This window comes from Paenibacillus sp. J31R34 (assembly GCF_059383715.1).
Map to the genome: position 1 here is coordinate 487,282 of NZ_JBXENU010000004.1, position 24,707 is coordinate 511,988.

A 24,707-nucleotide genomic window follows, 5' to 3' on the forward strand; every position below is an offset into this window, starting at 1 on the left:
AATATATCCGTCCATCATCCAAAGCAGGGGATGGGCGGATTTTTTATTTGCTTTTAAAGTAAAGGATGGGTAACAATATAAAGAGATGTGTATTGTGTTTCTTCTCGTAATTTGGATAATTAGAGTCATAGACTGGGTCGATATTTTCTAATGTGAAATGGGGCACACCTGTTGAGGATACCAATAATGAACAAGGTCAAGCTTCTGCTTGCTGCATTATTGTCTGTTCAACTCCTAACGTCATGCGATTATAGCAGCGGCACTAATAAAGAAAGCTCGAACAGGCTTGAAGGAGGGACGATCTATGAAGAGCCCGCGCTAAGCCCATATAATCCAGCTATTGAACTAACCTTTGCAAGAGAAAGCGACGATAGCTTAGAGGATTTAATCAGCCAATTGCCGGGAGAAACATTCGAGAATAATAGGTGGATTCGTCTATATGAACAGGTGCTTGGCATTAAAATCAATTATGAATGGATCGCCAAGGGTGACCTTTATCATCAGAAGCTAAGCGGGGCCTTTGCTTCAGGAAATATTCCCGATGTCGTCAAAGTCAATGCGCAGCAGCTTAGGATGCTCAGCAATGCTGGACTGATTCAGGATCTGTCTGAAGCTTATGAGCAATATGGCTCATCGTTTACCAAAAACATTTTAAGCCAAGAGGGAACGGGGCCTTTTGAAGCAGCAACGGTTGAAGGGAAGCTGATGGGAATACCAGAGACCAGCTCTTCTATTGAAGGGGCGATGTTTATATGGCTGCGTACAGATTGGTTAAACAATGTGGGATTAGAACCGCCGAAAACCATGGACGACGTGCTAGCTATTTCGAAAGCGTTTACAGAAAATGACCCTGACCAAAATGGCATTAATGATACGTTTGGCCTAGCGGTGACTCAGTATTTATTTGATCCCGTTATGGGATTGACGGGTTTTATGGCTGGCTATAAGGCTTATCCTAATATATGGATGAAGGACGGGTCGGGAAAACTCTTATATGGCGGGATTCAACCAGAAGTGAAAGAGGCGTTAAAGGTTCTTCAAAATATGTATCGGGATGGTCAAATTGATAGCGAATTTGCTCTTAAGGATGGCTTGAAAGAAGAAAAGCTAATTGCTGAGGGGAAAGTTGGCATGCTTTATGGAGAGCAATGGGGGTCTTTTACGGTTCAATCAAGCCGTGCTAATGAACCAAATGCGGAGTGGCAGGCCTTTCCGATCGTTTCTGTATTAGGAGAAGCGCCCAAGGTTCCGCTGCGGTTCAACACCAGCCATTTTTTTGCTGTCAGAAAAGGGTATCCGCATCCTGAAGCCATCGTTAAGCTTTTTAATTTGCATCTGGAGAAGAACTGGGGTGGGACAGCGGAATATGAAACCTATTACAGCTCCCCGTTTCCGGTCTGGAAGCTTTCTCCAGTGACGCCGTTCCCGGCAATGAAGAATCTGGAGGCGTATCGCCAAATAGCTGAGGCTGGCGGAAACGGCGATCATTCGGTCTTAAAGGATGAAGCCAGTTTCATCTATAAAAATATCGAAATCTCCCGTTCCGGAAATGCGAATAAAGAGTCAGGCTGGGGCTGGGAGCGGACCTATGGGCCATCTGGTGCTTTTTCCGTCCTTGACCAATATATGAAAAAAGATCAGCTATTATACGAAAGCTTTGTAGGACCACCAACGGAAACGATGCTTGTTAAGCAAGCGATTTTGTATAATCTTCAAATCGACACCTTCGTTAATATTATACTTGGCAGTTCCATCGACGAATTCGACCGGTTTGTTGACGATTGGAATAAGCTGGGCGGGAGCAGCACAACAGCGGAGGTAAACCAGTGGTATGCGGAAAGAGGCAGTAATCTGAAGTAGGGAGAGGTTTCTTCGACTTTTGTCTGCTAGAAGACACAATACTTGCTCACGACTTATAAAAGCAGCATCGGAGGAATTTGTTTGCTTAAATTTCCCGCTCATTCTTGGCGTAATACGATATTCATGCGACAGGTCATTATTTATCTCATCGTCATTCTTCCTATTATCCTGCTAGGCGTATATTTGTATAATTGGAGCTATAAAAATGCCAGCGAAGGCCTGTCGAGAACTTCTGAAGCGCAATTGACCAATTATTTGGAAGCCCTTAATCGGGAAATCGAATGGATGGAGCTGCAGGAGTTCGACTTGTTGGAGGATACTGAATTAAATAGGCTCGTTGTCACTTGGGAGATGATGGACAATGTTGAAAAAAGAGCGAGCTTAAATTACTTGATCCGTCGCTTAACTTCCTTTAAAAATAGCAGTGTATATATTAAGGATGTTTATGTGCATATCCGTCCTGTTAACAAAACCATCTCGTTTAGCAATGCGATCTCTGATCTTGACGTTAATAAGTACAATTTCTTTCGCTTCAGTATTGGAAGGAGCGAGCAGCGACTTGTAAAGTGGGAGAACACCCTTCATCTTAGCACCTCCAAGTATAGCGGTAAGAAGGGAGAAGAGCCGCTATTCGTCATACAAATTGAATTGGATAGGGAAAAGCTGAGATACGCGTTGGACCAAGTCAATATTTATCCAGAAAGCGGATCTTTTCTTATTTCGGATACGACGGGATTTGTATTGATGAGCGACGAGGAATTAAGTGGAAGGCTTCAAGGCGATATAAGAGAAGTAGAAGAGGCCAGCACGACCAAGCTGGTTATTGATGGCAAAAGGTATCATATGGATAAAGCGCATTCCGATAAATTGGGTGTTACCGTTGCTTCGTATTTGCCCGAGGAAACGGTACGCAAACCGCTGGGCAAATTCGTAATCTGGGCGTGGCTATTCGCGATCATGACCTTCATTGCCATCGCTATCTATTCTTATTCCACTTATAAATTCGTTCATAAACCATTGCTGCTTCTCGTTCAGAGCTTTAGGAGAATGGAAGGAGGTGCATTGGATATTCATATTGAGCACGAGGAGAAGGATGAGTTCGGCTATTTGTATAATCGGTTCAACCAAATGCTGAATAAATTGCAGGCACTTATTGATCAGGATTTTAAGCAAAAGCTGATGATGCAGCGGGCGGAGCTCAAGCAGCTTCAATCTCAAATAAATCCCCATTTTCTTTATAACAGCTTTTTCATCCTCAATTCATTGGCCAGAACGGGAGATACGGAGCGTATTGAAGAATTTACGAATATGCTAGGGGAATATTTTAGATTCATTACCCGTAATGGGGAGGATAATGTGCTGCTGGCTGAGGAAACGAGGCACTCTCGCATGTACACCGAAATTCAGAAGCTCCGGTTTTCAAGACGGATTCGCGTGGAGTTTGATGACTTGCCAAAGGAAATGGAGAATATCCGTGTGCCTAGGCTCATTATTCAGCCTATTATCGAAAACGCATATGAGCATAGTCTGGAGAAAATGACGGAAGATGGACTGCTTCGCGTTGCTTTTGAGCTGGATCAGACTGAGGCCCGGATTATAGTGGAAAATAACGGGAATCGATTGAGCGATACCGAGATCGAAGCCTTGCAGAATCGCCTAGACAGTACGACAGAATCTTATGAAATGACGGGCATGATGAACATTCATAGGCGCATTATTTTAACCTATGGAAGAAATAGCGGTTTGCTTCTGTCTAGAGGCGAGCTGAATAGTCTCAAGGTCGTCATTCGCATCAAGCTGAAGGAGGAGAATGAGATTGCTTAGACTGTTAGTCGTGGATGATGAAGACATCATTACGGATGGGTTATATGAAGTATTTCAGCGATGGATGCCAGATAAGCTGGATGTCTGTAAAGCATATTCTGGTAAAGAAGCGCTCAATTGGCTGCAACGTACCCGAATTGACATCGTTATCACTGACATTAGCATGCCAGGCATGAGCGGCTTGGAATTGTCTGATGAAATCCAGATGTATTGGCCGCGGTGCAAAATCATCTTCCTAACGGGCTATAGCGAGTTTCAGTATGCCTATAAGGCGATTCAAATGTCGAATGTCCGGTATTTATTGAAGACGGAAGGTTATACGAAAGTTACGGAAATCGTACAAGAAGTGATGCAAGAGATCCATCAAAACAATCAATTGAGCGCATTAGTCGAGCGATCCCGTGAACAGATGTATGCGCTTGAATTTATGGCACAAGGAGAGTATATCAGACATCTTTTGCAAAAAAGCCATCTTCTTTGCCATGATCAAGAGGTGTTGGTTAAGGAATTTGGCAAACTGAACATCGATCTGAGTCCTTTGATTCCGGTTGTGATGGTAGTTGGTCATTTGTCATATCCAGCTGAGACCCCTTACTCCGATAGAAGTGAGATTGTTAATTCCGCCAGAATGATTGGGCATTCCTATTTGTCAGAGCAGACGCGGCATATTGGAATTGTTGATAAGCACGGCAATTTGTTATGGCTGCTTCAGCCATCTGAACATGTCGAGGAAAGGTTTTATAGTCATTTAATTCGCTATTTGGAAGGAACGCTCGAGCTCATTCAGGAGACATGTTTGGAATCGCTAGGCTTAACGATTGCCTTCACTATAAGTGGTGCTTCTTGTGAATGGGAAGCGGTATCGCAGCAATATGAAAGACTGCGTCAGCTGCATCAAATGACCATTGCCGACGGGTTATCCATTATTTTAACGGATCGCAAGGAGCCGCTTGAGCCTTCAAACAGGAAAGAAGACAGTATGATTGCTCAAAGAACGGAGTTAATGGAAGCCTATCTTGAAGCTGGGAGAAGAGAGAAGTTTTATGAGGTAGTGGAGGAAATGACGACTGGCATGCTGCATCCAACGGGCAATGTTCACCGAACGATAGAGAGCTATTATTCTATCGCGCTTGTGCTGCTTGCTTCCATTAATCGCTGGGGGCTTTACCACCAGATTGGTGATTATGGAAAACTTATGCGTCTTGATGAGCATTCATCCATGAAGGAGGGGATTGCCTATTTGCATGTCATTGCCGACCGCCTATTCAAAGTTAAGCATAACGGCGAGCTAGAGCGGACAACCAGTGTAATCGACCGTATATGCCGATATATTGAAGAGCATTTAAGCGAGGACTTATCCTTAGTGCGGCTGGCGGAAATTAATTATTTTAATCCATCCTACTTATCCCGGTTTTTTAAGCAGGAGCGAGGGGTGAATTTATCCGAATATATAGATAGCTGCCGCTTGAAAAAAGCTAGAGAGCTGCTAAGAAACGGGGAGCTTAAAATTCGAGAAGTATCATCCGCCGTCGGCTACGAAGCGGCACATTCATTTACGCGCTTTTTTAAGAAGGCGACGGGAATAACGCCGCAAGAATATCGGGATACCTTTCCTACCGTTATAAACGAAAACGAACGTACAAGGAAGATATGAAATGAATGACCAACTGCCCGCCCGGATGGCACGAAAGGGATTAAATTTCACGAGTGGCAGTTTAGCGAATAAGCGATACGTAAGTTAGAAATGACCCTGAATTGGAGGAGATTTCATATGTCTAATGCACCAGTACCTAATCAACCGCTTGTTACCCATCTTTTTACGGCAGATCCTTCTGCACATGTATTTGAAGGCAAAATTTATATTTACCCATCTCATGACCTTGACCACGATGGTCCTGACAACGATAATGGGGATCAATACGCGATGGAGGATTATCATGTGCTGTCTATAGACAGTTTTGAAGCTGCTGTTGTAGATCATGGCGAGGTATTGCATCTAAAGGATGTCCGTTGGGCTTCTAAGCAGCTATGGGCGCCGGATGCTGCCTATAAGAACAATACGTATTATTTGTTTTTCCCCGCTCGGGATCATGAAGGAATATTTCGGATTGGCGTAGCCACAAGCACGACACCAGCGGGTACCTTTACCCCAGAGCCTGACTACATTCCGGGCAGCTTCAGTATTGATCCGGCTGTATTCGTGGATGAAGACGATAAGTCCTACATTTACTTCGGAGGTCTTTGGGGAGGACAACTGGAAAAATGGCAGAACGGTGTCTTTGAGCCGGGCGCAGAAGGTCCGAATGCGGGGGAGGCAGCGCTGGGTCCGCGGGTCGCATTGCTGAGCGAGGATATGCTGTCTTTTCAAGGTGAGCTACAGGAGATTTCGATTCTCGACGAAAACGGAAGCCCGATTCTAGCTGGTGATGAGGATCGAAGATATTTCGAGGGACCTTGGGTGCATAAATATAACGGCTGGTACTATTTGTCGTACTCAACAGGGACTACGCATAAGCTGGTTTACGCGGTTAGCCGTAACCCGATGGGTCCCTATACGTTCAAAGGGACCATTCTTACACCGGTAATCGGCTGGACGACCCATCATTCTATCGTTCAGTTTGAAGACAAATGGTATTTGTTCTATCACGACAGCTCCCTCTCCGAAGGCGTCAATCATAAGCGCTGTGTTAAATTCACGGAATTGCATTACAATGATGATGGAACGATACAAATTATCGATCCTTATGCGATGGAAAGCTAGCTAGACCGCAATGATTAAATAACAAATAACAAATAGTAAATATGGATAATAAAGCACAAAGATCGCAGCCCCTGCCACTTGGTTGGGAATTGCGGTCTTTTTGTTATTTAGACAGCTGCTTTGAAAGCAGATGGACAAGCATAAACCTATAATATGACGGGTAATTGAACACAAGATAGACAGGTTGTTGTCCAAAAATGTAAGCGCTAAACTTTTAAGTGTAGTAATGATCTGCGGTTCATGGACGAGGAATGCAGCCTGGCAGCCTGAAGGAGCTGGATTGAATTTCTCAACGTTTGGCCCGATTTCGTAAAAGGATCTATGATTTATCGGGTGAATTCACAAAGATCAACGGGTAGTTGGCTCAAAATGAAAACGCTATACTTGCAAGGAATGCAAGATTAGGTATAAATGAACCAAGATGCAGCGGTATGCGCCGAGTTCATTTTACTAGAAAGCAAATGATGCCATGACACGCCCCAAAAGGGAGCTTTATGGAATATAAGTTGAAAGGCAAGGTGTTTTAAATGAAGAAGAATCGACTGAAACGCTCTATTTCGTTGTTACTGGTTGCTATTTTGATGGTAACGTCCTTATCGCTTAGCGTGCTGCCAAAGCAGACGAATGCGGAAGCTAGCACAGCGCCGCCAAGCGAAGCTGAACAAATCACAACGGATTTCGAAGACGGCACTACACAAGGCTGGTATGGACGCGGCGGCAACGAAAGCCTGACGGCTGCTGCTTCGGCTGCCCATTCGGGTAAATTTGGTCTTCAGGTTACAGGAAGAACGGAAGGCTGGAACGGCCCAATGCTCAATCTAGCCTCGTTTATGGAGGTCGGCAAATCCTATGAGCTCTCAGCCTGGGTTCGCCTGCCTGCGGGAACGCCTGATTCGTCCGTCTCGATGCTGATCGAGCGGAAAACGAATGGGGATATGTTTTATGAGTCAGTTGCTGCCAAAACAGTAACGGAAAGCGGCTGGGTGAAGCTAACTGGCGCGTACAGCTTGCTCCATCCGTTTGAGACCCTAGGTGTTTATTTTGAATCCATAGATAATGCGAAACTGGAATTTAATGTGGACGATGTTGTTATTGCGCGCATTCCAGATTCGGTACCTATTGAAATTCAAAAGGATATTCCATCTCTAAAAGATGTATTTGCCGATGATTTTTTACTGGGCACTTCCTTGCTCGTAAGTGAAATTGAAGATGCCACCGGCCCAGATGCACAGCTGCTACAGAAGCATTTCAACAGTCTGACCGCAGGCAATGAGCTGAAGTGGGATGCTACCGAGCCGAAGGAAGGCCAATTTGATTTTACACGCGCGGATAAAATCGTTGATTTTGCTGTAGACAATGACATGGCTGTACGCGGCCATACGCTCGTCTGGCATTCCCAAACGCCAAATTGGGTGTTCTACGATGAGAACGGCAATCTTGCCAGCAAGGAATTGCTGTATGCAAGGATGAAGCGGCATATTGAGACGGTTGTCGGCCGATACAAAGGCAAAATCTACGCTTGGGACGTTGTGAATGAGGTTCTTGATTCCGGTGACCAGAAGCCGAATGGTTTGCGCAACAGCCTATGGTACCAAATAGCAGGCGAGGAATTTATTGAGAAGGCGTTCGAATATGCACATGCTGCAGATCCACAGGCCAAGCTGTTTATTAACGACTACAACACGGATATTCCTGAAAAACGACAAGATTTGCATGATTTAATCAAGCGCCTACAAGGTAAGGGTATCCCTGTGGACGGCGTCGGCCATCAAACACATATTGGCATTGCGGCCCCGTCCGTTCAGTCACTTGATGATATGCTTCAGGCGTTCCGGGGTCTTGGCATTGAGCAGCAGATCACGGAGCTTGATATGAGTGTCTATACGAATGACGCCGATTCCTATGATGCGTTTCCGCTTGAATTGCAAATTAAGCAGGCAAATCGGTACAAGGAAGTTTTCGAAGTGTTTAAAAAGCATAAGGACCAGCTCAATGCAGTAATCTTTTGGGGCAAGGACGATCTTAATACATGGCTCCGTACTTTCCCTGTCACGCGCAATAATTGGCCGCTATTGTTCGATGAACGGCTGCAGGCGAAATTCGCGTACTGGGCGCTCGTCGATCCGAGCAAGGTGCCAGTCGAAACGATGCAAGCAACGGCAGCGGAGGGAAGTGCGAAGATCGATGGCAAGCTGGAGGAGGCTTGGAATAGAGCACCGCTCGTATCCATCTCGAAGGATGGCAGTGCAATTGCCAAGGTGAAGACGCTTTGGGATAAGAAACATCTTTATATAACGGTAGATGTGTTGGATAAAACGGCGAATAGCAGCGATGCGGTTGAGCTTTATATGGACGGCAACAATGGCAAGACAACGTCTTACGAGGCGGACGATAAAAAATATACATTCCAGCGCAGTGGAGCGAATAAGGATAAAGCCGTGAATTATAAAGCGGTCAAGACGGAAGGCGGCTACCGCATTGAAGCTGCGGTTCCAATTAAAGGGCTGCTAGGAAAAGAGCTTGGGTTCGATGTGCGAATGGTCGATAAGTCTGGCAGCACAGTGACGAAGACATCCTGGAATGACAAGACGAATTCACAGGATACCGATACGTCCAAATTCGGTGTTTTGAAGCTGGTTGAAGGACCTCAATACGCTAAAGCTGTAAAAGGTACGCCAGTCATTGATGGCAGTATTGATGCGGTATGGGCAAATGCAAAATCAATCGTGACCGACCGCTGGGTCAATGGAACAAGCGGATCGAAGGCCAAGGTCAGAACGTTATGGGACGGCCAACGTTTGTATGTGCTGGCCGAGGTGACTGACTCGCTGCTGTCGAAAAAGAGCGCGAATGCGTGGGAGCAGGATTCGGTAGAAATTTTCATCGACCAGAATAATGCAGCGAGCAGCAGCTATGATTCCGATGACGGACAGTATCGGATCAACTTTGATAATGAGCAGAGTGTCAGTCCGGTTTCACTAGGCGAGAATCTAATCTCAGCTACGAAGCGGACGGCGAATGGTTATGTAGTGGAAGCATCTATCGCATGGATTGGAAAGGCGCCAAAAGCCGGGGATCTGATCGGCTTTGACGTGCAAATCAATAATGACGAGGATGGCGACGGAAGCCGCGATAGTGTGGCCATGTGGAATGATCGGTCCGGACAGTCGTACCAGAACGCATTCGGCTTTGGGGTATTGCAGCTGACGGGCGCGAAGGGAAAGTAGCATCGTCATAGAAAAAGCGAGAGGCGGAAGAAGAATGACAGAGAAGAAGCATATGAATTCAGCGGATAGTCTGGCGGGAAGCTTCAAAAATGATTTTCTGATCGGTGCTGCGGTTAATGATCACACCATCGTTAGTCAACGTGAATTGCTGGTCAAGCACTACAACAGCTTGACGGCGGAAAACGAAATGAAATTTGAGAGCCTTCACCCTGCAGAGGACACGTATACATTCGAGGCGGCTGATCGGATTGCCCAGTTTGCCAGAGAGCATGGCATGAAGCTGCGCGGACATACGCTCGTGTGGCATAATCAGACACCAGATTGGGTATTCGACGATGGGAACGGCAGTACAGCAGCTCGGGAAACGCTGCTTGCCCGGATGAAGGCGCATATCATGGCGGTTATGCAGCGTTACCAAGAAACCACCTACTGCTGGGATGTCGTCAACGAAGCGATCAGCGACGAAGGGGATGAATGGCTGCGGCCCTCGAGGTGGCTGGAGGGCATTGGCGAAGATTATATGGTGCAAGCCTTCCAATTTGCCCATGAAGCTGATCCAGCGGCGCTGTTGTTCTACAACGATTACAATGAGTGCAATCCTGCGAAGCGCGAGAAAATTTATCGGCTCGTCAAGACGCTTCTTGAACAGGGAGCTCCGGTACACGGTATTGGGCTGCAGGGACACTGGAATTTAACAGAACCATCTCTGGATGACATCCGCGCAGCAATCGAGCGTTATGCATCGCTTGGCTTGAAGCTGCAAATTACCGAGATGGATGTGTCAGTCTTCGCCTTTGAAGACCGACGTACGGATATAGCGGTACCGACAGCTGAGATGCTGCGTCAGCAGGAACAACGTTACCGGCAGTTTTTTGAGCTGTTTCGCGAATATAAGGATGTGCTGACAGGTGTTACGTTTTGGGGAGCGGCAGACGACTATACTTGGCTGGATTATTTCCCGGTAAGAGGCCGCAAAAATTGGCCGCTATTGTTTGATACGGAGCAGCAGCCGAAAGGTGCCTATTACGAGGTTGTCAATTTATCTGCCAGTAGAGCAACAGAGCAGTAGAGCGGCATCAGTAAATTTTACAGGGAATGGATTTATAAGGTTGATAGACATGCAGCAGGCCAGCTTCCTCATCCAAGGGAAGCTGGCCTGTACGTTTGTGCCCGCAATTACAGCTATGAATTTAAGAGATTTGCTTTCTATACTCGTTCGCACTGGCTCCTGTATACGCTTTAAATTTTTTGTAGAACCAATCGATTTCAGTGTAACCAACCTCATTAGCAATTTCATAGATGCGCATATCCGTTTTTTCGAGCAGCAGCTTTGCTTTTTCCATCCGTTGCTGAAGGAGGTATTCATTAAACGACATGTTTTCGTGATCCTTGAACTTTTGACCCAGATAAGCGCAGTTGAAGTGCAATAGGGCGGATATTTTTTTCAGCGTAATGTTAAGGTGCAATTCTTCCTCCACGTATTTTTTTACGATATCAATAATCGACTTGCCCTGCTTGCTACGCTTAAAGGAGACAGGCGATGCATGTAACGGCTGTTGATCATCAGCGATGGATTCCAGTTCTTTTTTTACAGCAAGTAAGCTTGCCGTTAAATCGCTTGCTTGAACAGGCTGCGCAATGTAATCGCTTACTTGAAAGGACAAAGCTTTCCTAGCCAACTGAAAATCATCGCCCCCTTCCAAGAGGATGATCGAAACGCGGCTTTGCTGGCGGATATGCTCGCAAAGCAGCATGCCATCTGCTTGAGCGTTTTTAATATTAATTAGAACAAGGGAAAAGGGCTCCCTATCCATTAAAGCCAGGGCGTCTGAGGAATTGCCCGCATACGCTTGTATGATAAAACCTAAATGTCTCCAGTCAAGCATGTTCTGCGTCTTTTCCCTCGAATGAATCATTGGATCAACAAGTAATACCTTATACACGGTTAGAACCTCACTTTCATTTTTGATAATAGGCTTCGGATGAATTTCCGTACGAATGAAGTAATTATGTTTCCATTATGTTCAACGTACGGCTTCTCCACAACGTGCATTTCTTTATCCCTCAACCATTTGTTTACCATTTGTAAACGGGAGTAGCACAGCAAGTAAGCGATTTCATTGAAATCTATAACTTATAGGGTGATTCATCTAAATACAGGCAGGTTGTTACTCAGAAATGTAAGCGCTACACTTTTTATGTAATCCATTTTCAGGGGGGATCCATATGCAAGTGAGAAAACTGTCAGTCTTTTTATTAAGTTTAATGTTGATATTTACACTAGCAGCATGCAGCGGTAACGCAGGCAGTAATGCAAGTGGAAGCAGTAATGGTAACAGCAATAAGGAACCGGCAGAGGCAAGCGTTAACGAAGGCTCGGAAACGACTGATCCTGCTGAGGCTAATAATGCCGGTGAGGCAACTGGAGATGAACAATCGACGCCAGATATGGATTTTGACATGGGCGGACGGGTGATCAAAATCGTATCGTGGTGGGATATGACGATACCCGAGGACAATCCAGACAACATTCAGCGCAAGAAAAATCTGGATGATCTAATGAAGAAGCATAATTTTAAAGTGGAATACGTCGCTGTTGACTACGGCGAGTATCAGCAGAAAGTTGTCGCATCTTTGGTAGCAGGCGAGCCACTCGGCGATATCGTCAGACTGGGTAAAGCCTATATGATTCCGTCATTGGTTCAACAAGATTTAATTTGGCCGATTGATGAGTATACGAAAAATACGAAGGTATTCAACCAGAAGGTTACCAATGAGTTTATGCAGTATGAGGGCAGAGGCTATGGTTTTACGGATAATCAGTCTGATTTTATGGGTGGCGTTTTCTATAATCGTACTCTTCTGAATCAGCTAGGACTTAAGCCGCTTCAGGATTATGTAGATGAAGATAATTGGAATTGGGACACGTTCATTCAAGTTGCCAAAGAGGCCAACAAGGATACGAATAACGATGGTAAGCTGGATAGATGGGGACTTTCACAAGGCTCGCTGATGGATCAGGCGCTGTACTCCAATGAAGCCAGCCTTACCCTAGGAAATAAGCAAAATTTAGAAGATCCCAAAACGGTTGAAGCCTTTAATTTCATTTCCCGTGTGGCAACTGAGAAGGTTGCAAGAGCTACGGAAGGCGGAGATTGGACAGAGCCTGGCCAGTTTTTCCGTCAAGGCAACACGCTGATGTATGCAGGCGCCATTTGGGAGATCGGAGGACTCAAGACGGATATGAAGGATTTTGACATCGGCTTTGTTCCCTTCCCTAAAGGCCCGAGTGCTTCCGCTTATCATGCTGGCGAAGCTCTCTTCCAGTCTCTGGCGATTCCAAAAAAAGTCGAGAATCCAGAGCAGCTCATGTACATTTGGGAAAAAATGAACGATGTCGATTCGATTTATGATTATCCAGACCAAGCTACGCTGGAGAGCAACTTTACGAATGAGGATGATATTGAGAACGCTATCATTTCCGGAGAAGGCATGCTTGTTCTCGATCACAATACATTCCCGAAATTGCCTTATTACGATATTATAGGCGACCTTACTTCTGGAAACTCGGTATCTACCGTTATAAGCAAATTTAAAGCGAATGTTCAAGCTGCAATTGACGAAGTGTATAAAAAATAGCGATTCCTTACGAATGTCGAACAGTCCCTATTGAGCCATTCTATTCATAGGGGCTGTTTGGAATATTTTATCTCTAGCAGCAGGAGGGGAGAAGAATTGAACAGCAAAGTGAAGAAATACGCAATCGCCATACTAGCTCTAGTTTTATTTTTTTTGTCCATTTGGAGCTATAACCCTCAGAATCAATCTGACATGGGGAGAGTTCAAGCCAAGAGTGCTTTTGAGATGGGAGAGCATTCCTATGCTAAGGGCGGCTATGACGACTATTTGAACAGCTATTCGAATGCCGAGCGTCCGGCTGAGGTTATCCGAATCGAAGGGGAAAGCTTTTCAAAAACGGTTGGAGACGGCTTTGAAATGGCAGATCGGTTTGAAGGCTTGGATGGAAAAGCGGTGATTACGCCGGAGGCTGGAACCATTAGCTGGAATCTGGAGATGGCAGAGCCGGGACTTTACAACATCAGAATTCATTATTACCCAATAGAGGGAAAAAGCTCTGCGATCGAAAGGCAGCTTGCTATTAATGAGAAAGTGCCATTCAAGGGTGCGGAAATGCTGTTGTTCAACCGGCTATGGGGTAATCTGGAAGATGCTATAAGAAGGGACGATAGAGGAAACGATCTGCGCCCGAGACAGGTCGAGAAGCCGTCATGGCAGCTCAAGACTTTAACGGATAGCGGCGGTTATTATGACGAGCCGTATTTATTCTATTTTGACCAAGGGCAGCAAACCTTGTCGCTGACGTCATCACGGGAGCCAATGGCTATCGATTATATCGAGCTGTATCAGGAGAAAGTCGCAAAATCTTATGCGGAAATCAAAAAAGAATATGAAGCCGCAGGTTTAGCACCTGTTAAAGATCAATACGTGACGATTCAGGCGGAAGAGGCCGTGCTGAAGTCGTCTCCAACCTTAAGCCCGCTTATCGACAGATCAAGTTCGTCGGTTGTACCGTATGATGTTTCCAAGCTCAGAATCAATACGATTGGCGGACTGAATTGGAAGCTGCCCGGGCAGTGGATAGAGTGGGAAGTAGAGGTGAAGGAAGACGGCCTGTATCAAATTGCCCTTAAGCGCAAGCAGGATCAGCTCCGGGGCGTTTACAGCACACGCAGCCTGATGATTGACGGCCAGTACCCGTTTACGGAAATGAAGCGAATCCCGTTTAAATTCGATATGAACTGGCAGATGAATGTACTCGGAGGAGCGGAGCCGTATTTATTCCATCTGACGAAAGGCACGCATCGAATTCGGATGGAGGTTTCTCTCGGCGAAATTGCGCCGCTGCTGCGAACGGTTGAGTCCAGCGTTTTGCAGCTTAATGAAATGTTTAGGAAAATATTGATGATTACCTCGAATACGCCGGACCCTTACCGCGATTATCAATTGGAGAAGCGGATACCGGAGATGACGAAGGTGTTCAAGGAGCAAGCGGCAACGATTCAACGTGTGGCCGATTACTTGGAGCAAGCAACGGGGGAGCGCAGCGACAAAGTAGCTGTTCTGCATACGATGGTTCGTCAATTGGAAGAAATGGTGGACAAACCGGAAACCATCGCAAGGCGCTTGAATGCATTCAAAATCAATGTCGGCGGTCTTGGAACATGGATTCTGACCGTACGTGAACAACCGCTTACACTTGATTATTTGGTTGTCTCCTCACCAGATCGGGAGCTCCCTCAGGCGGAGGCAACGGCATTGGGTCGAATAAAGCACGAGCTTGGCGGCTATATAGCCTCTTATACCGAAGACTATGACAGCATTGGCAATACAGGAGAAAATCAGCGTTCCATAACCGTCTGGATTACAACAGGACGGGATCAGGCGCAAGTGCTGAAAAGCTTGATTGACGATTCGTTTACATCGGCATCGAATATTTCGGTGAAGCTTAGGCTCGTCCCGGGCAACATCCTTCTACCGGCTACTTTAGCCGAGGAGGGGCCTGACGTTGCTATGCAGATTGGCGAAGATGTACCCGTCAACTATGCGATGCGGAACGCCTCTGCGGATTTATCGAGCTTTGCTGATTTCAAGGAGGTGGCTTCCCGTTTCCGCGACAGCGCACTGGAACCGTATGTGTACAGCAACGGGGTGTATGCCCTTCCGGAGCAGCAGACGTTCCCGATGCTGTTTTATCGCAAGGATATTTTGGAGGAACTGGAATTGACGCCGCCTAAAACCTGGCATGAAGTATACAACATGATTTCCGTTCTTCAAAAGCATAATATGGAGTTTTATTTGCCTATTGAGGCGGCAACCAATAACGCGAACCTCGTTCCGAATGCGACATTCGCGATGCTGCTGTACCAAAATGGCGGAGCGTTCTATCGGGATGAGGACAAAAAAAGCGCTTTGGATTCCGAGATATCGATGGAAGCCTTCAAGAGATGGTCGCAGTTCTATACGAACTACAAGTTTCCGCTGCAGGCGGACTTTCCTAATCGCTTTCGGACGGGTGAGATGCCAGTCGGCATTGCGGACTATACGACCTACAATGCACTGACGGTCATGGCACCGGAAATTAAAGGCCTATGGGACTTTACAATCGTGCCCGGCATGGAGCAGCAGAACGGCTCGATCAATCATGAAGTTGCCAGCCATACAACCGCAGTGATGATGCTTGAGAATGCGAATGACAAGGACTCGGCATGGGAATTTATGAAATGGTGGACGGACAAGGAAACCCAAGTGGCATACGGACGCGAGATGGAAGGGCTGATGGGTGAAGCCGCACGTTATCCGACAGCTAATATGGAGGCGCTTGGGCAATTGCCTTGGCCGATCAAGGACTATCAAAATTTAGAGAGCCAGTGGCAGTGGGTGCGAGGAATCCCGCAGGTTCCAGGCGGCTATTTCACGGGCAGGCATCTGGATAATGCTTTCCGAAAAGTCGTCAATGGAAATGAGAATCCTCGCGAGGCATTATCCGATTATATTTTGTACATTAATGATGAAATTGCGATCAAACGAAAGGAATTCAACTTACCGTACTAGATTGGGGTGAAAGCCGATGCAAGCTGAAACAGCAACAGGTAAAACCGTTCGTAAACTTGTCCAGCCAACGAAGACATCCAAATGGACACATACGATAAAGGAGTTGAAAAGAAACAAGCATCACTATATTTTGATGAGTCCGTATATGCTTATTTTCTTCTTATTTACGGTCATTCCAGTCGTATTTTCTTTATGTCTAAGCTTCTTTTATTTTAATATGCTCGAATTTCCGCGTTTTGTTGGCTGGCAAAACTATTCAAGGCTGTTTCTTAACGACGATGTATTCATGATTGCCTTAAAAAACACCTTTATGTTTGCGGTCATTACTGGCCCGGTCAGCTATATCGCTTGTTTTCTATTTGCATGGATCATCAATGAGCTGTCACCGAAGATCCGTGCGGTCATGACCTTGATTTTCTATGCGCCATCGATTTCTGGAAATGTGTTCTTTATCTGGCTGATCGTATTTTCCGGAGATAGCTACGGCTATTTAAATGGGTTTCTGATCAAATATGGTTTTATGCTGGAACCGATTTTATGGCTGACCAATGAGAAATATATTTTGCCGATCGTGATTCTCGTCCAGCTATGGCTTAGCCTGGGCACGAGCTTTCTCGCCTTTATCGCGGGCCTGCAAACGATTGATCAGACGTTGATTGAAGCGGGCGCCGTTGATGGCATTAACAATCGTTGGCAGGAATTGTGGTTCATTACGCTGCCTTCCATGAGGCCGCAGCTGTTATTCGGGGCCGTCCTGCAGATTACTGGAGCCTTCGCGGTTGCGGACATCTCCATTGCGCTGGCTGGCTTTCCAAGTGTCAACTATGCTGCGCATACGGTGGTTACGCACCTGATGGACTATGGCTCGATTCGCTTTGAGATGGGCTACGCGTCAGCCATTGCGACAGTTCTTTTTGTCATTATGATTGGAACGAATATGCTGACACAGAAAATGCTGCGAAAGGTCGGTGAGTGACGTTGGCCATGAAAATGCTCGCGGTCCTTCGGATGCCCAAAAGGCTCAATCGTTCCTTTCTAGTCAGCTTTTTGCTATTCGCGCTCCTGGCCTTATTTGGCGCTTTTATGGCAATGCCCTTGATTTATGCAGTGAACAATGCGTTTAAGCCGCTTGATGAGCTGTTTATTTTCCCGCCACGCATATTTGTGCACAACCCGACGCTGGATAACTTTTTTGACCTGGTGGCGATAATGGGCAATTCGTGGGTCCCGCTCACGCGATATATTGCAAATACGGTGATCATTACCATTATCGGTACGGCCGGCCATATTTTGCTTGCCTCGGCCGCAGCATATCCGCTAGCGAAATACCGATTTTTGGGATCTAAAACGCTGTTCTCCATTGTAGTGCTATCCTTGATGTTTTCTGGGCATGTGACGGCAATTCCCAACTATATGGTGATGTCCTGGCTTGGATGGATTAACACGCATGCGTCGATTATTGTACCGTCACTTGCTTTTCCGTTAGGCCTGTTCCTCATGAAGCAATTCATGGAGCAAATACCGGATGCCTTGCTGGAGGCGGCAAAAATTGATGGTGCTAATGAATACCGGATTTTTTGGAGCATTGTCATGCCGAATGTGAAGCCAGCATGGTTAACGCTCATGATTTTACAGTTTCCTATGTTATGGGGGACCGATGGGGGCAGCTTTATCTACAGTGAGAATTTAAAGACGCTGCATTATGCTTTGGGTCAAATTACGCAAGGGGGAATTGCCAGAGCAGGAGTCGGTGCGGCAGTTGCGCTAATCTTGATGGTGGTTCCGATCACACTCTTTATCATTTCCCAGAGCAGCGTCATTCAGACGATGGCAACTTCCGGAATGAAAGAGTAGAAGGGAGTCGTGCAGGATGTTGAAAGGCAGATTACAGACAAAGATATACCTTTTCATTGCGCTTTGTTGCCTGATAAGCATGGGCATGGGAGGAACGATTGCCAAGGCGGCGGAGGATGCGGGTTCTTACAATTATTCATTTTGGGGGAACACGGTAGCCGCTCCTGCAGCTTACAAAGCAACAAGCTTATGGAACGGCGAGAGCATGGGAATTGGGCCATTAAAGGAACCGAGCGATTTGCACGTTACGGCTGATAAGCAGATTTATTTGCTCGACACAGGCAATAATCGTGTCGTCATTCTGAATCAGCAATTTGAGCTGGTGCGAATGATTACTTCATACGTCCATGAGGGCAAAGAGGAAACGTTCCAGAACCCTCAAGGTTTATTCGTAACGGATGAGAAGCAGTTGTTCGTTGCTGATACAGGAAATCAAAGAGTGGTTCATCTCGATCAGGACGACAAGCTGGTGAAGGTTATCGAGTCGCCCGAGTCCGAGCTGCTGCAGGCCCCATTTAAATTTGAGCCGGTAAGGGTTGTCGTGGATAAGGCGCAGCGAATCTATGTGATGGCAGCCGGGGTTTTTGACGGATTTATGGAATTTAATTCGAATGGCGAATTCACATCGTTTATCGGCGCAAACCGTGTGTTTTTCAGCCCAGTCGAGTATTTTTGGAAAATGCTGTCCACTCAAGCGCAGCGCAGCCAGATGGTAATGTTCACGCCGACGGAATTTTCGAATTTGGATATTAATGATGAAGGCTTCCTTTACGCGACAAATAGTCAAATGCAAAACAACGTCAGAAAATTGAATGCACGGGGGGGCGATATTTTAAGGGAGGAAGGCTATTTTCCTCCGGAAGGAGATATTCGTTTCATGACGGCTGATGGTCCAACCCGATTGGTTGATATCGATGTCACGGACAGTGAGATATACGCCATTTTGGATGCCAATAGAGGCCGAATTTTCACTTACAATGGTGACGGACACTTCATGTATGTTTTCGGAGGGCTAGGCAATCAATTGGGTGAATTCCATACACCGGTGGCGCTTGAGCGCGTTGGTGATGATTACCTCATATTGGATAAGGCGCTTGGTGAAATCACGGTATTTCAATCGACGGAATATGGCCGCACCTTGAATGAAGCGGTCAGGAGTTATTATAAAGGCGATGAAGAGCAGGCCCACACGTTGTTTCAACAGACGATTAACATGAATGCAAATCTAGAATTCGCCTATGCGGGCATTGGCAAAGCACTGATCCGGCAAGGGGATTATGGCGAGGCGATGAAATATTTTAAACAAAGCATGGATCAGAAAGGCTATTCGAAGGCGTTCCTGCTTTATCGCAAGCAAGTGCTGCGGGAACATTTTACTGCGATGATGACGGGCATGCTTGGACTTGTGATCGTTGCCTTGCTTATTAAAAAGTATCGGAAAAAGAAAGGGGGACGTCAGATTGCCTCCATTGAACAGTGAGCTGTATAAATACCCTTTCTATCTCATTATGCATCCCTTTAATGGCTATTGGGAGCTGAAATATGACCGCAATCAAAAGGCGAGCATCGTCATTTCTTTTGTGATTCTGTTTTTGCTGGCCGTGACCAATATAATGCAGAGCCAGTACAGCGGGTTTGTGGTCAATCTCGTTAATCCAAATGGAATGAACAGCTTGATGGAGATTTTGTATGTCGTTGTTCCCGTATTGTTTTGGTGTGTGGCCAATTGGTCGCTGACGACCTTAATGGATGGGGAAGGGAAGTTTGTCGACATCTTTACTTCTACATGCTTTGCATTAATCCCGTTCGTTATTATTCATCTACCTTGGATTTTGTTGAGCAATTTCATTTCGCTGCAGGAGACGGCGTTTTATCATTTTTCCAGCAGCATCGCCATGATATGGTGCGTATTTCTGCTCTTTGTCGGCAATATGACGGTTCATCAATATACGCCGTCCAAGACGATCGGGACTATCATTTTGACGATTGCAGCTATGGGATTCATGGCCTTCTTAAGCTTATTGTTCTTTAGTTTAATCCAGCAGATGCTGGCTTTTATATCGGTTATTTATCAAGAATTGGTTTTGAGAAGCTAAGGGAGGAGGCATAGAGATGAATATAGCCAAAAATGCCCTGTTGGTCGCATGCTTCCTAGTCGGGATTATCATTGCAGGCTGCTCCGATACGCCATCTGGTAATCATAGAAAGGACGATAATCAGGCTTTGTCGGTATTTGCGCAAGGGAAGTCCTTGAGCGCTGCTTTCACGGATTCTCGTGTCGCCGGTATGAAGGGAGTAGCTGAAAATGACCAACTGCGGCTATTCGTAGATGATCAGAATGGGGCGATAGCGGTTCTTATCAAACAAACGGGTGAAATATGGAACAGCAACCCGCTTGATCGAGGCTCGGATTCGCTTGCTACGGGAGTAAACAAGGATTTATTGTCCTCTCAAATAAAAATTGATTTTTATAACAGCTTTGGCCAACTCAACTCTATTAATTCATACACAGACAGTGTTGTCCATAAACAGATTAATGTCACAGAGATTCCGAGTGGAATCAGCGTGTCTTATCAATTTGGTACGAGCGCAAAAACAGCAGAAGATTTACCTAAAATGCTAAGCAAGGCCCGTTTCGAGGAATTGTCAGGCAAGCTGGAGAAAGCAGGAAAAAGAGCCTTGCTCATCGCTTATAAAGAGGATACGGAAAAAGCGGTATATACAAGAAATGACAGCGCATTGAATGGGCTTCAATTGGAGCGTGCGCTCGCTGCGTTGGAGGAATCGGGTTATACAGAAGCGGAGCTGCAGGAGGACATGGCCGAGCTTCAATTTACGCAGGAGAAGCCCGCCGCGCGCATTTTTCAAGCATCGATTGAATATACGCTGGATGCGGATAGCCTAGTCGCCAAAATTCCCGTTTCCAGCATCCGCTATCCCGATGAATATCCCGTTAACACGATTTCGCTCCTCAGTTTTTTTGGTGCAGGAGGGAAGGATGAGGACGGTTCGATGTTCGTTCCGGATGGCTCAGGTGCTCTTATCCACTTTAACAACGGAAAAACCAAATATCCGGCCTATCAGCAGCTTGTCTATGGGGCGGATCAAGCGATAGACAGAACCGAGAATGCAGCTAGAGAACAAAAGGTGAGACTCCCTGTGTTTGGGATTATTCGGGAGGGCGGAGCTTTTCTCGGAATCATTGAGGAGGGCGCATCTGTTGCTACCATCCATGCGGACATTGGAGGCAGATTGAACAGCTACAACTATGTTTATCCGAATTTTTATGTAATCAATAAGGGAACAGTATACCTAGATGGGAATGGGCAGCAGCGTTCACTCCCAAGATTTCAAGAAAACCCGATGAAAAGCGACTATACGATCCGTTATGCTTTTCTAAGTGGCAAGCAAGCTTCTTACGAAGGAATGGCTCGTTATTATCAGAAATATTTGGAGAAAAATAATGGATTGCTGAAGCACGAAATAAACGATACGAGAGTGGATACGCCCTTCTATTTGCAGCTAGTTGGAAGCATATCCAAGCAGAAGCACTTCGTGGGCATTCCCTATCAGGCACTTGAACCGCTTACGACATTCGAGCAAGCGCAGACCATTGTCGAGCAGCTGCAGCAGCGTGAGATAAGCGATATTAAGCTCAAGTATTCGGGCTGGTTCAATGAAGGTCTCGATCATAAAGTCCCGAACCATGTTAGGGTCGATAAGGAAATCGGGGGGAGCAAGGGCATGCAGGAATTTATTGCGTTTGCCCAGAGCAAAGGGATTTCTCTGTTCCCGGAGGTTGCCGTTTTGACTGCGCTTACAGGAGGAGGGTTCGATGAGTCCGATGAAGCTTCAAGAACGCTAAGAGAGGTTCCTGCCATGCTTTATCCGCTTGATCTGGCATTGAATCGACGGGATATAACCAAATCGCCGTCCTATGTCATATCCCCACGGCTCGTAGTGGGCTATACGGATTCCATGCTCCAAGGCATTCGTGATTTTCAGCCTGGAGGCCTCTCGCTGCAGGATTTGGCTGATCAATTGAATAGCGATTTCCGTAAAAACAAGCAAATTGATCGAACGATGTCTGAATCCATATCGGGTGAAGCATTGGACAAAATTCGGGATGAAAAGTTGAAGGTGATGGCTAACGGCGGAAATGCCTATGCGCTGCCTTATTTATCCCATATTACGAATGCGCCGTTGTCCGGCAGCGGATTTAAACTTGAGGATGAAGAAATTCCTTTCTATCAGATGGTCATTCGTGGGTTTATTGAATACGCGGGGGCACCATATAATCTTTCTACTTATACGAATGAAAAGCAATATGTGCTGAAAAATTTGGAATATGGAGCGGGTGTTTACTTCGAATGGATTTACGAGCCGAACTATAAGGTAAAGGATAGTGAATACAATCATCTCTACGCTGTCAATTACAAGCTATGGCTCGATAAAGCCTCCGAGATCTATCAAGAAGTGAACGCCGTTCTGAGGAGCGTTCGAAACGAGCGGATTACCGCGCATGAAAAGCTGGATGAAGGCGTATTTAAGACGGTTTACGAGAATGGAATATATGTGATTGTGAACTATAACCAGACTCAAGTGACGGTTGAAGGCAGAACGGTAGAAGCCGAGAGCTATATTACGGGTGGTGAACGCTCTTGAAGCTTATAATGAAGCTCGGGTTGAAGCAGCGGACATATGCGCAGCAGAAGGCTTTTTTAGGTTTTATTTTTGTACTGCCCTGGCTGCTTGGATTTGTTTTTTTCTTTTTTATTCCGATGCTCTCCTCCTTACGCTACAGCTTTAGTTCTATTTCGGCTAACTCGGAGGGCCTGAGCATCCAATTTATCGGATTTTCAAACTTTGTGGAGGCTTTGACGATCAATACGAGCTTTAATCGCATATTGACAGAAGCGATAGTGGACATGGTCGTAAACGTACCGTTGATCGTTATATTCAGTTTGTTTTTAGCTGTATTGCTGAATCAGAAATTTTTCGGCAGAGCTATTGCAAGGTCGATCTTTTTTCTGCCTGTCATTTTGGCCTCGGGGGTTATTATGACGCTTGAGAGCACAAGCTTGATCCAAGCTGTCAATGACCAAAATGCGGGCTCCAGCATCATCAATGCTTTTGGCGCTTATGAGTTGGCCGGATTAATGCTTGATGCGGGAGTTAATGAAGACATTGTCTTATATCTTACGGGGGCAGTCGACCGTATTTATCAGATTGTTAGTCAGTCGGGCGTGCAGCTCTTGATCTTCCTAGCAGGTATCCAGACGATATCTCCTCAGCTGTATGAGGCGTCCAAGATGGAGGGAGCTACTGGCTATGAAGCATTTTGGAAAATTACGTTTCCGATGGTCAGCCCGCTCATTCTCGTCAATATGATCTATACGATTATCGATTCGTTCTCAAGGAATAATATGACGGAATTGATTCGGGAGACGGGCTTTACCACCTTTAACTTTGGCCTCAGCTCAGCGATGGCATGGCTCTATTTTCTGGCAATCATGATTATTTTGCTGATCAGCTCGTATTTTGTATCTAAAAGGGTGTTCTACCAAGACTAAAAGGAGCGTGAATGCCTTGATAATGGACCGATTATTATCGCTAGAAAGCTGGAAGCGGTGGCTGTGGTCATTCGTCCGTTTAACTTTAATCGCAGGATTATCCTTCGTTATCCTTTATCCCATTCTGCAAAAGATTTCTACAGCGATAAAGTCCAAGACAGATCTATACTCACCGATTGTAATATGGATTCCACAAAATTATTCGCTGGATAATATTAAGCAGGCGATAGCCATTATGGATTATTGGCAGACGCTGCTGAACACGTTTGCACTGTCGTCGACAACGACCCTGCTGACGGCTGCCTCCTGTGCGCTCGCGGGCTATGCTTTTGCAAGACTTAAGTTTAAAGGGAGCAAGCTGCTTTTTGGCGGCGTTATTCTAACGATCATGGTTCCGCCTACGACTATACTTATTCCCGTGTATTTAAACCTGAAGGACTTTACCCTGATGGGCTTGATTCCTTTATTGACTGGGAAATCTGTCAATTTGCTGAACACGTATTGGCCGTTTATTTTAACCTCCATAACTGCCAATTCCTTGCGAGCAGGGCTGTATATTTTTATTTTTCGCCAATTTTTTAGAGGTGTGCCCAAGGAGGTTGAGGAGGCCGCTTATATGGACGGTGCGGGTGTCGGGCAGACGTTTTTACGCATTATGCTGCCAAATGCGATGCCGGCAATCGTAACTGTGTTGCTGTTCTCGTTCGTATGGCAGTGGAACGACAGCTTCTTTACGACAACCTACCTAACGTCGAGCAAAGTGATGTCTACCCAATTGGCTTCCTTGCCCTATAATTTATCCATCTTTCTCACAGACGGCGCGTCCTCCAAAGCAGACCCATTTTACTTGAGCATGGTACAGGATACGGGAATACTGCTCGCGATTTTGCCGCTAATTATTCTTTATTTGTTTGTGCAGCGCTACTTTGTCGAAAGTATCGAGCGGACAGGACTTGTTGGATAAGAGATACATCC

The 24,707-nt window shown here is 45.9% G+C and carries 16 protein-coding genes; 15 read left to right on the forward strand and 1 reads right to left on the reverse strand.

Annotated features, from left to right (window positions below; genetic code table 11):
* Nucleotides 1-186 precede the first annotated feature (186 nt).
* The 6 genes from AC50YG_RS14855 to AC50YG_RS14880 all read left to right on the forward strand — a co-directional run bounded on the left by AC50YG_RS14855 (nucleotide 187) and on the right by AC50YG_RS14880 (nucleotide 10,741).
* Nucleotides 187-1,860 (forward strand): extracellular solute-binding protein, encoded by a 1,674-nt coding sequence (locus AC50YG_RS14855; RefSeq protein ID WP_473757732.1) that lies wholly within the window; start codon nucleotides 187-189, stop codon nucleotides 1,858-1,860.
* An 81-nt stretch (nucleotides 1,861-1,941) separates the two neighbouring features.
* Nucleotides 1,942-3,684, forward strand: a complete 1,743-nt coding sequence (locus tag AC50YG_RS14860; protein ID WP_494827720.1) for a sensor histidine kinase — start codon at nucleotides 1,942-1,944, stop codon at nucleotides 3,682-3,684.
* Nucleotides 3,677-5,338 (forward strand): response regulator, encoded by a 1,662-nt coding sequence (locus AC50YG_RS14865; RefSeq protein WP_494827723.1) that lies wholly within the window; start codon nucleotides 3,677-3,679, stop codon nucleotides 5,336-5,338. Before AC50YG_RS14860 ends, AC50YG_RS14865 begins: the two co-directional genes overlap by 8 nt.
* Nucleotides 5,339-5,455: 117 nt before the next feature.
* The gene (locus AC50YG_RS14870; protein WP_494827725.1) at nucleotides 5,456-6,445 is read left to right on the forward strand and encodes a glycoside hydrolase family 43 protein; all 990 of its coding nucleotides are present in this window, start codon (nucleotides 5,456-5,458) and stop codon (nucleotides 6,443-6,445) included.
* A gap of 527 nt (nucleotides 6,446-6,972) precedes the next feature.
* Nucleotides 6,973-9,672, forward strand: a complete 2,700-nt coding sequence (locus tag AC50YG_RS14875) for an endo-1,4-beta-xylanase (RefSeq protein WP_494827728.1) — start codon at nucleotides 6,973-6,975, stop codon at nucleotides 9,670-9,672.
* A gap of 52 nt (nucleotides 9,673-9,724) precedes the next feature.
* The gene (locus tag AC50YG_RS14880; RefSeq protein ID WP_494827795.1) at nucleotides 9,725-10,741 is read left to right on the forward strand and encodes an endo-1,4-beta-xylanase; all 1,017 of its coding nucleotides are present in this window, start codon (nucleotides 9,725-9,727) and stop codon (nucleotides 10,739-10,741) included.
* A gap of 121 nt (nucleotides 10,742-10,862) precedes the next feature.
* On the opposite strand, the gene AC50YG_RS14885 is transcribed toward AC50YG_RS14880, so the two are convergent.
* On the reverse strand, nucleotides 10,863-11,615 hold the full coding sequence (locus tag AC50YG_RS14885; RefSeq protein WP_494827730.1) for a response regulator transcription factor: 753 nt from the start codon (nucleotides 11,613-11,615) through the stop codon (nucleotides 10,863-10,865).
* A gap of 283 nt (nucleotides 11,616-11,898) precedes the next feature.
* Here AC50YG_RS14885 and AC50YG_RS14890 point away from each other — a divergent pair, with 283 nt between their 5' ends.
* The 9 genes from AC50YG_RS14890 (at nucleotide 11,899) to AC50YG_RS14930 (ending at nucleotide 24,696) form a co-directional block, all read left to right on the forward strand.
* Nucleotides 11,899-13,311 carry an extracellular solute-binding protein gene (locus AC50YG_RS14890; RefSeq protein WP_494827732.1) on the forward strand — a complete coding sequence of 471 codons (1,413 nt, stop codon included), beginning with the start codon at nucleotides 11,899-11,901 and terminating at the stop codon, nucleotides 13,309-13,311.
* A gap of 96 nt (nucleotides 13,312-13,407) precedes the next feature.
* On the forward strand, nucleotides 13,408-16,305 hold the full coding sequence (locus AC50YG_RS14895; RefSeq protein WP_494827734.1) for an extracellular solute-binding protein: 2,898 nt from the start codon (nucleotides 13,408-13,410) through the stop codon (nucleotides 16,303-16,305).
* Nucleotides 16,306-16,321: 16 nt separating this feature from the next.
* The gene (locus AC50YG_RS14900) at nucleotides 16,322-17,281 is read left to right on the forward strand and encodes a carbohydrate ABC transporter permease (RefSeq protein WP_494827736.1); all 960 of its coding nucleotides are present in this window, start codon (nucleotides 16,322-16,324) and stop codon (nucleotides 17,279-17,281) included.
* Nucleotides 17,282-17,289: 8 nt separating this feature from the next.
* Nucleotides 17,290-18,159, forward strand: coding sequence for a carbohydrate ABC transporter permease (locus tag AC50YG_RS14905; protein WP_494827738.1), 870 nt, complete (start codon nucleotides 17,290-17,292; stop codon nucleotides 18,157-18,159).
* A gap of 16 nt (nucleotides 18,160-18,175) precedes the next feature.
* Nucleotides 18,176-19,639, forward strand: coding sequence for a hypothetical protein (locus AC50YG_RS14910; protein WP_494827740.1), 1,464 nt, complete (start codon nucleotides 18,176-18,178; stop codon nucleotides 19,637-19,639).
* Nucleotides 19,629-20,255 carry a YIP1 family protein gene (locus tag AC50YG_RS14915; protein WP_494827797.1) on the forward strand — a complete coding sequence of 209 codons (627 nt, stop codon included), beginning with the start codon at nucleotides 19,629-19,631 and terminating at the stop codon, nucleotides 20,253-20,255. The genes AC50YG_RS14910 and AC50YG_RS14915 overlap by 11 nt, the downstream gene beginning before the upstream one ends.
* A 16-nt stretch (nucleotides 20,256-20,271) precedes the next feature.
* Nucleotides 20,272-22,824, forward strand: a complete 2,553-nt coding sequence (locus AC50YG_RS14920) for a DUF5696 domain-containing protein (RefSeq protein WP_494827742.1) — start codon at nucleotides 20,272-20,274, stop codon at nucleotides 22,822-22,824.
* Nucleotides 22,821-23,732, forward strand: coding sequence for a carbohydrate ABC transporter permease (locus tag AC50YG_RS14925; protein WP_494827744.1), 912 nt, complete (start codon nucleotides 22,821-22,823; stop codon nucleotides 23,730-23,732). Before AC50YG_RS14920 ends, AC50YG_RS14925 begins: the two co-directional genes overlap by 4 nt.
* Nucleotides 23,733-23,754: 22 nt before the next feature.
* Nucleotides 23,755-24,696, forward strand: coding sequence for a carbohydrate ABC transporter permease (locus tag AC50YG_RS14930; RefSeq protein WP_494827800.1), 942 nt, complete (start codon nucleotides 23,755-23,757; stop codon nucleotides 24,694-24,696).
* Nucleotides 24,697-24,707 lie beyond the last annotated feature (11 nt).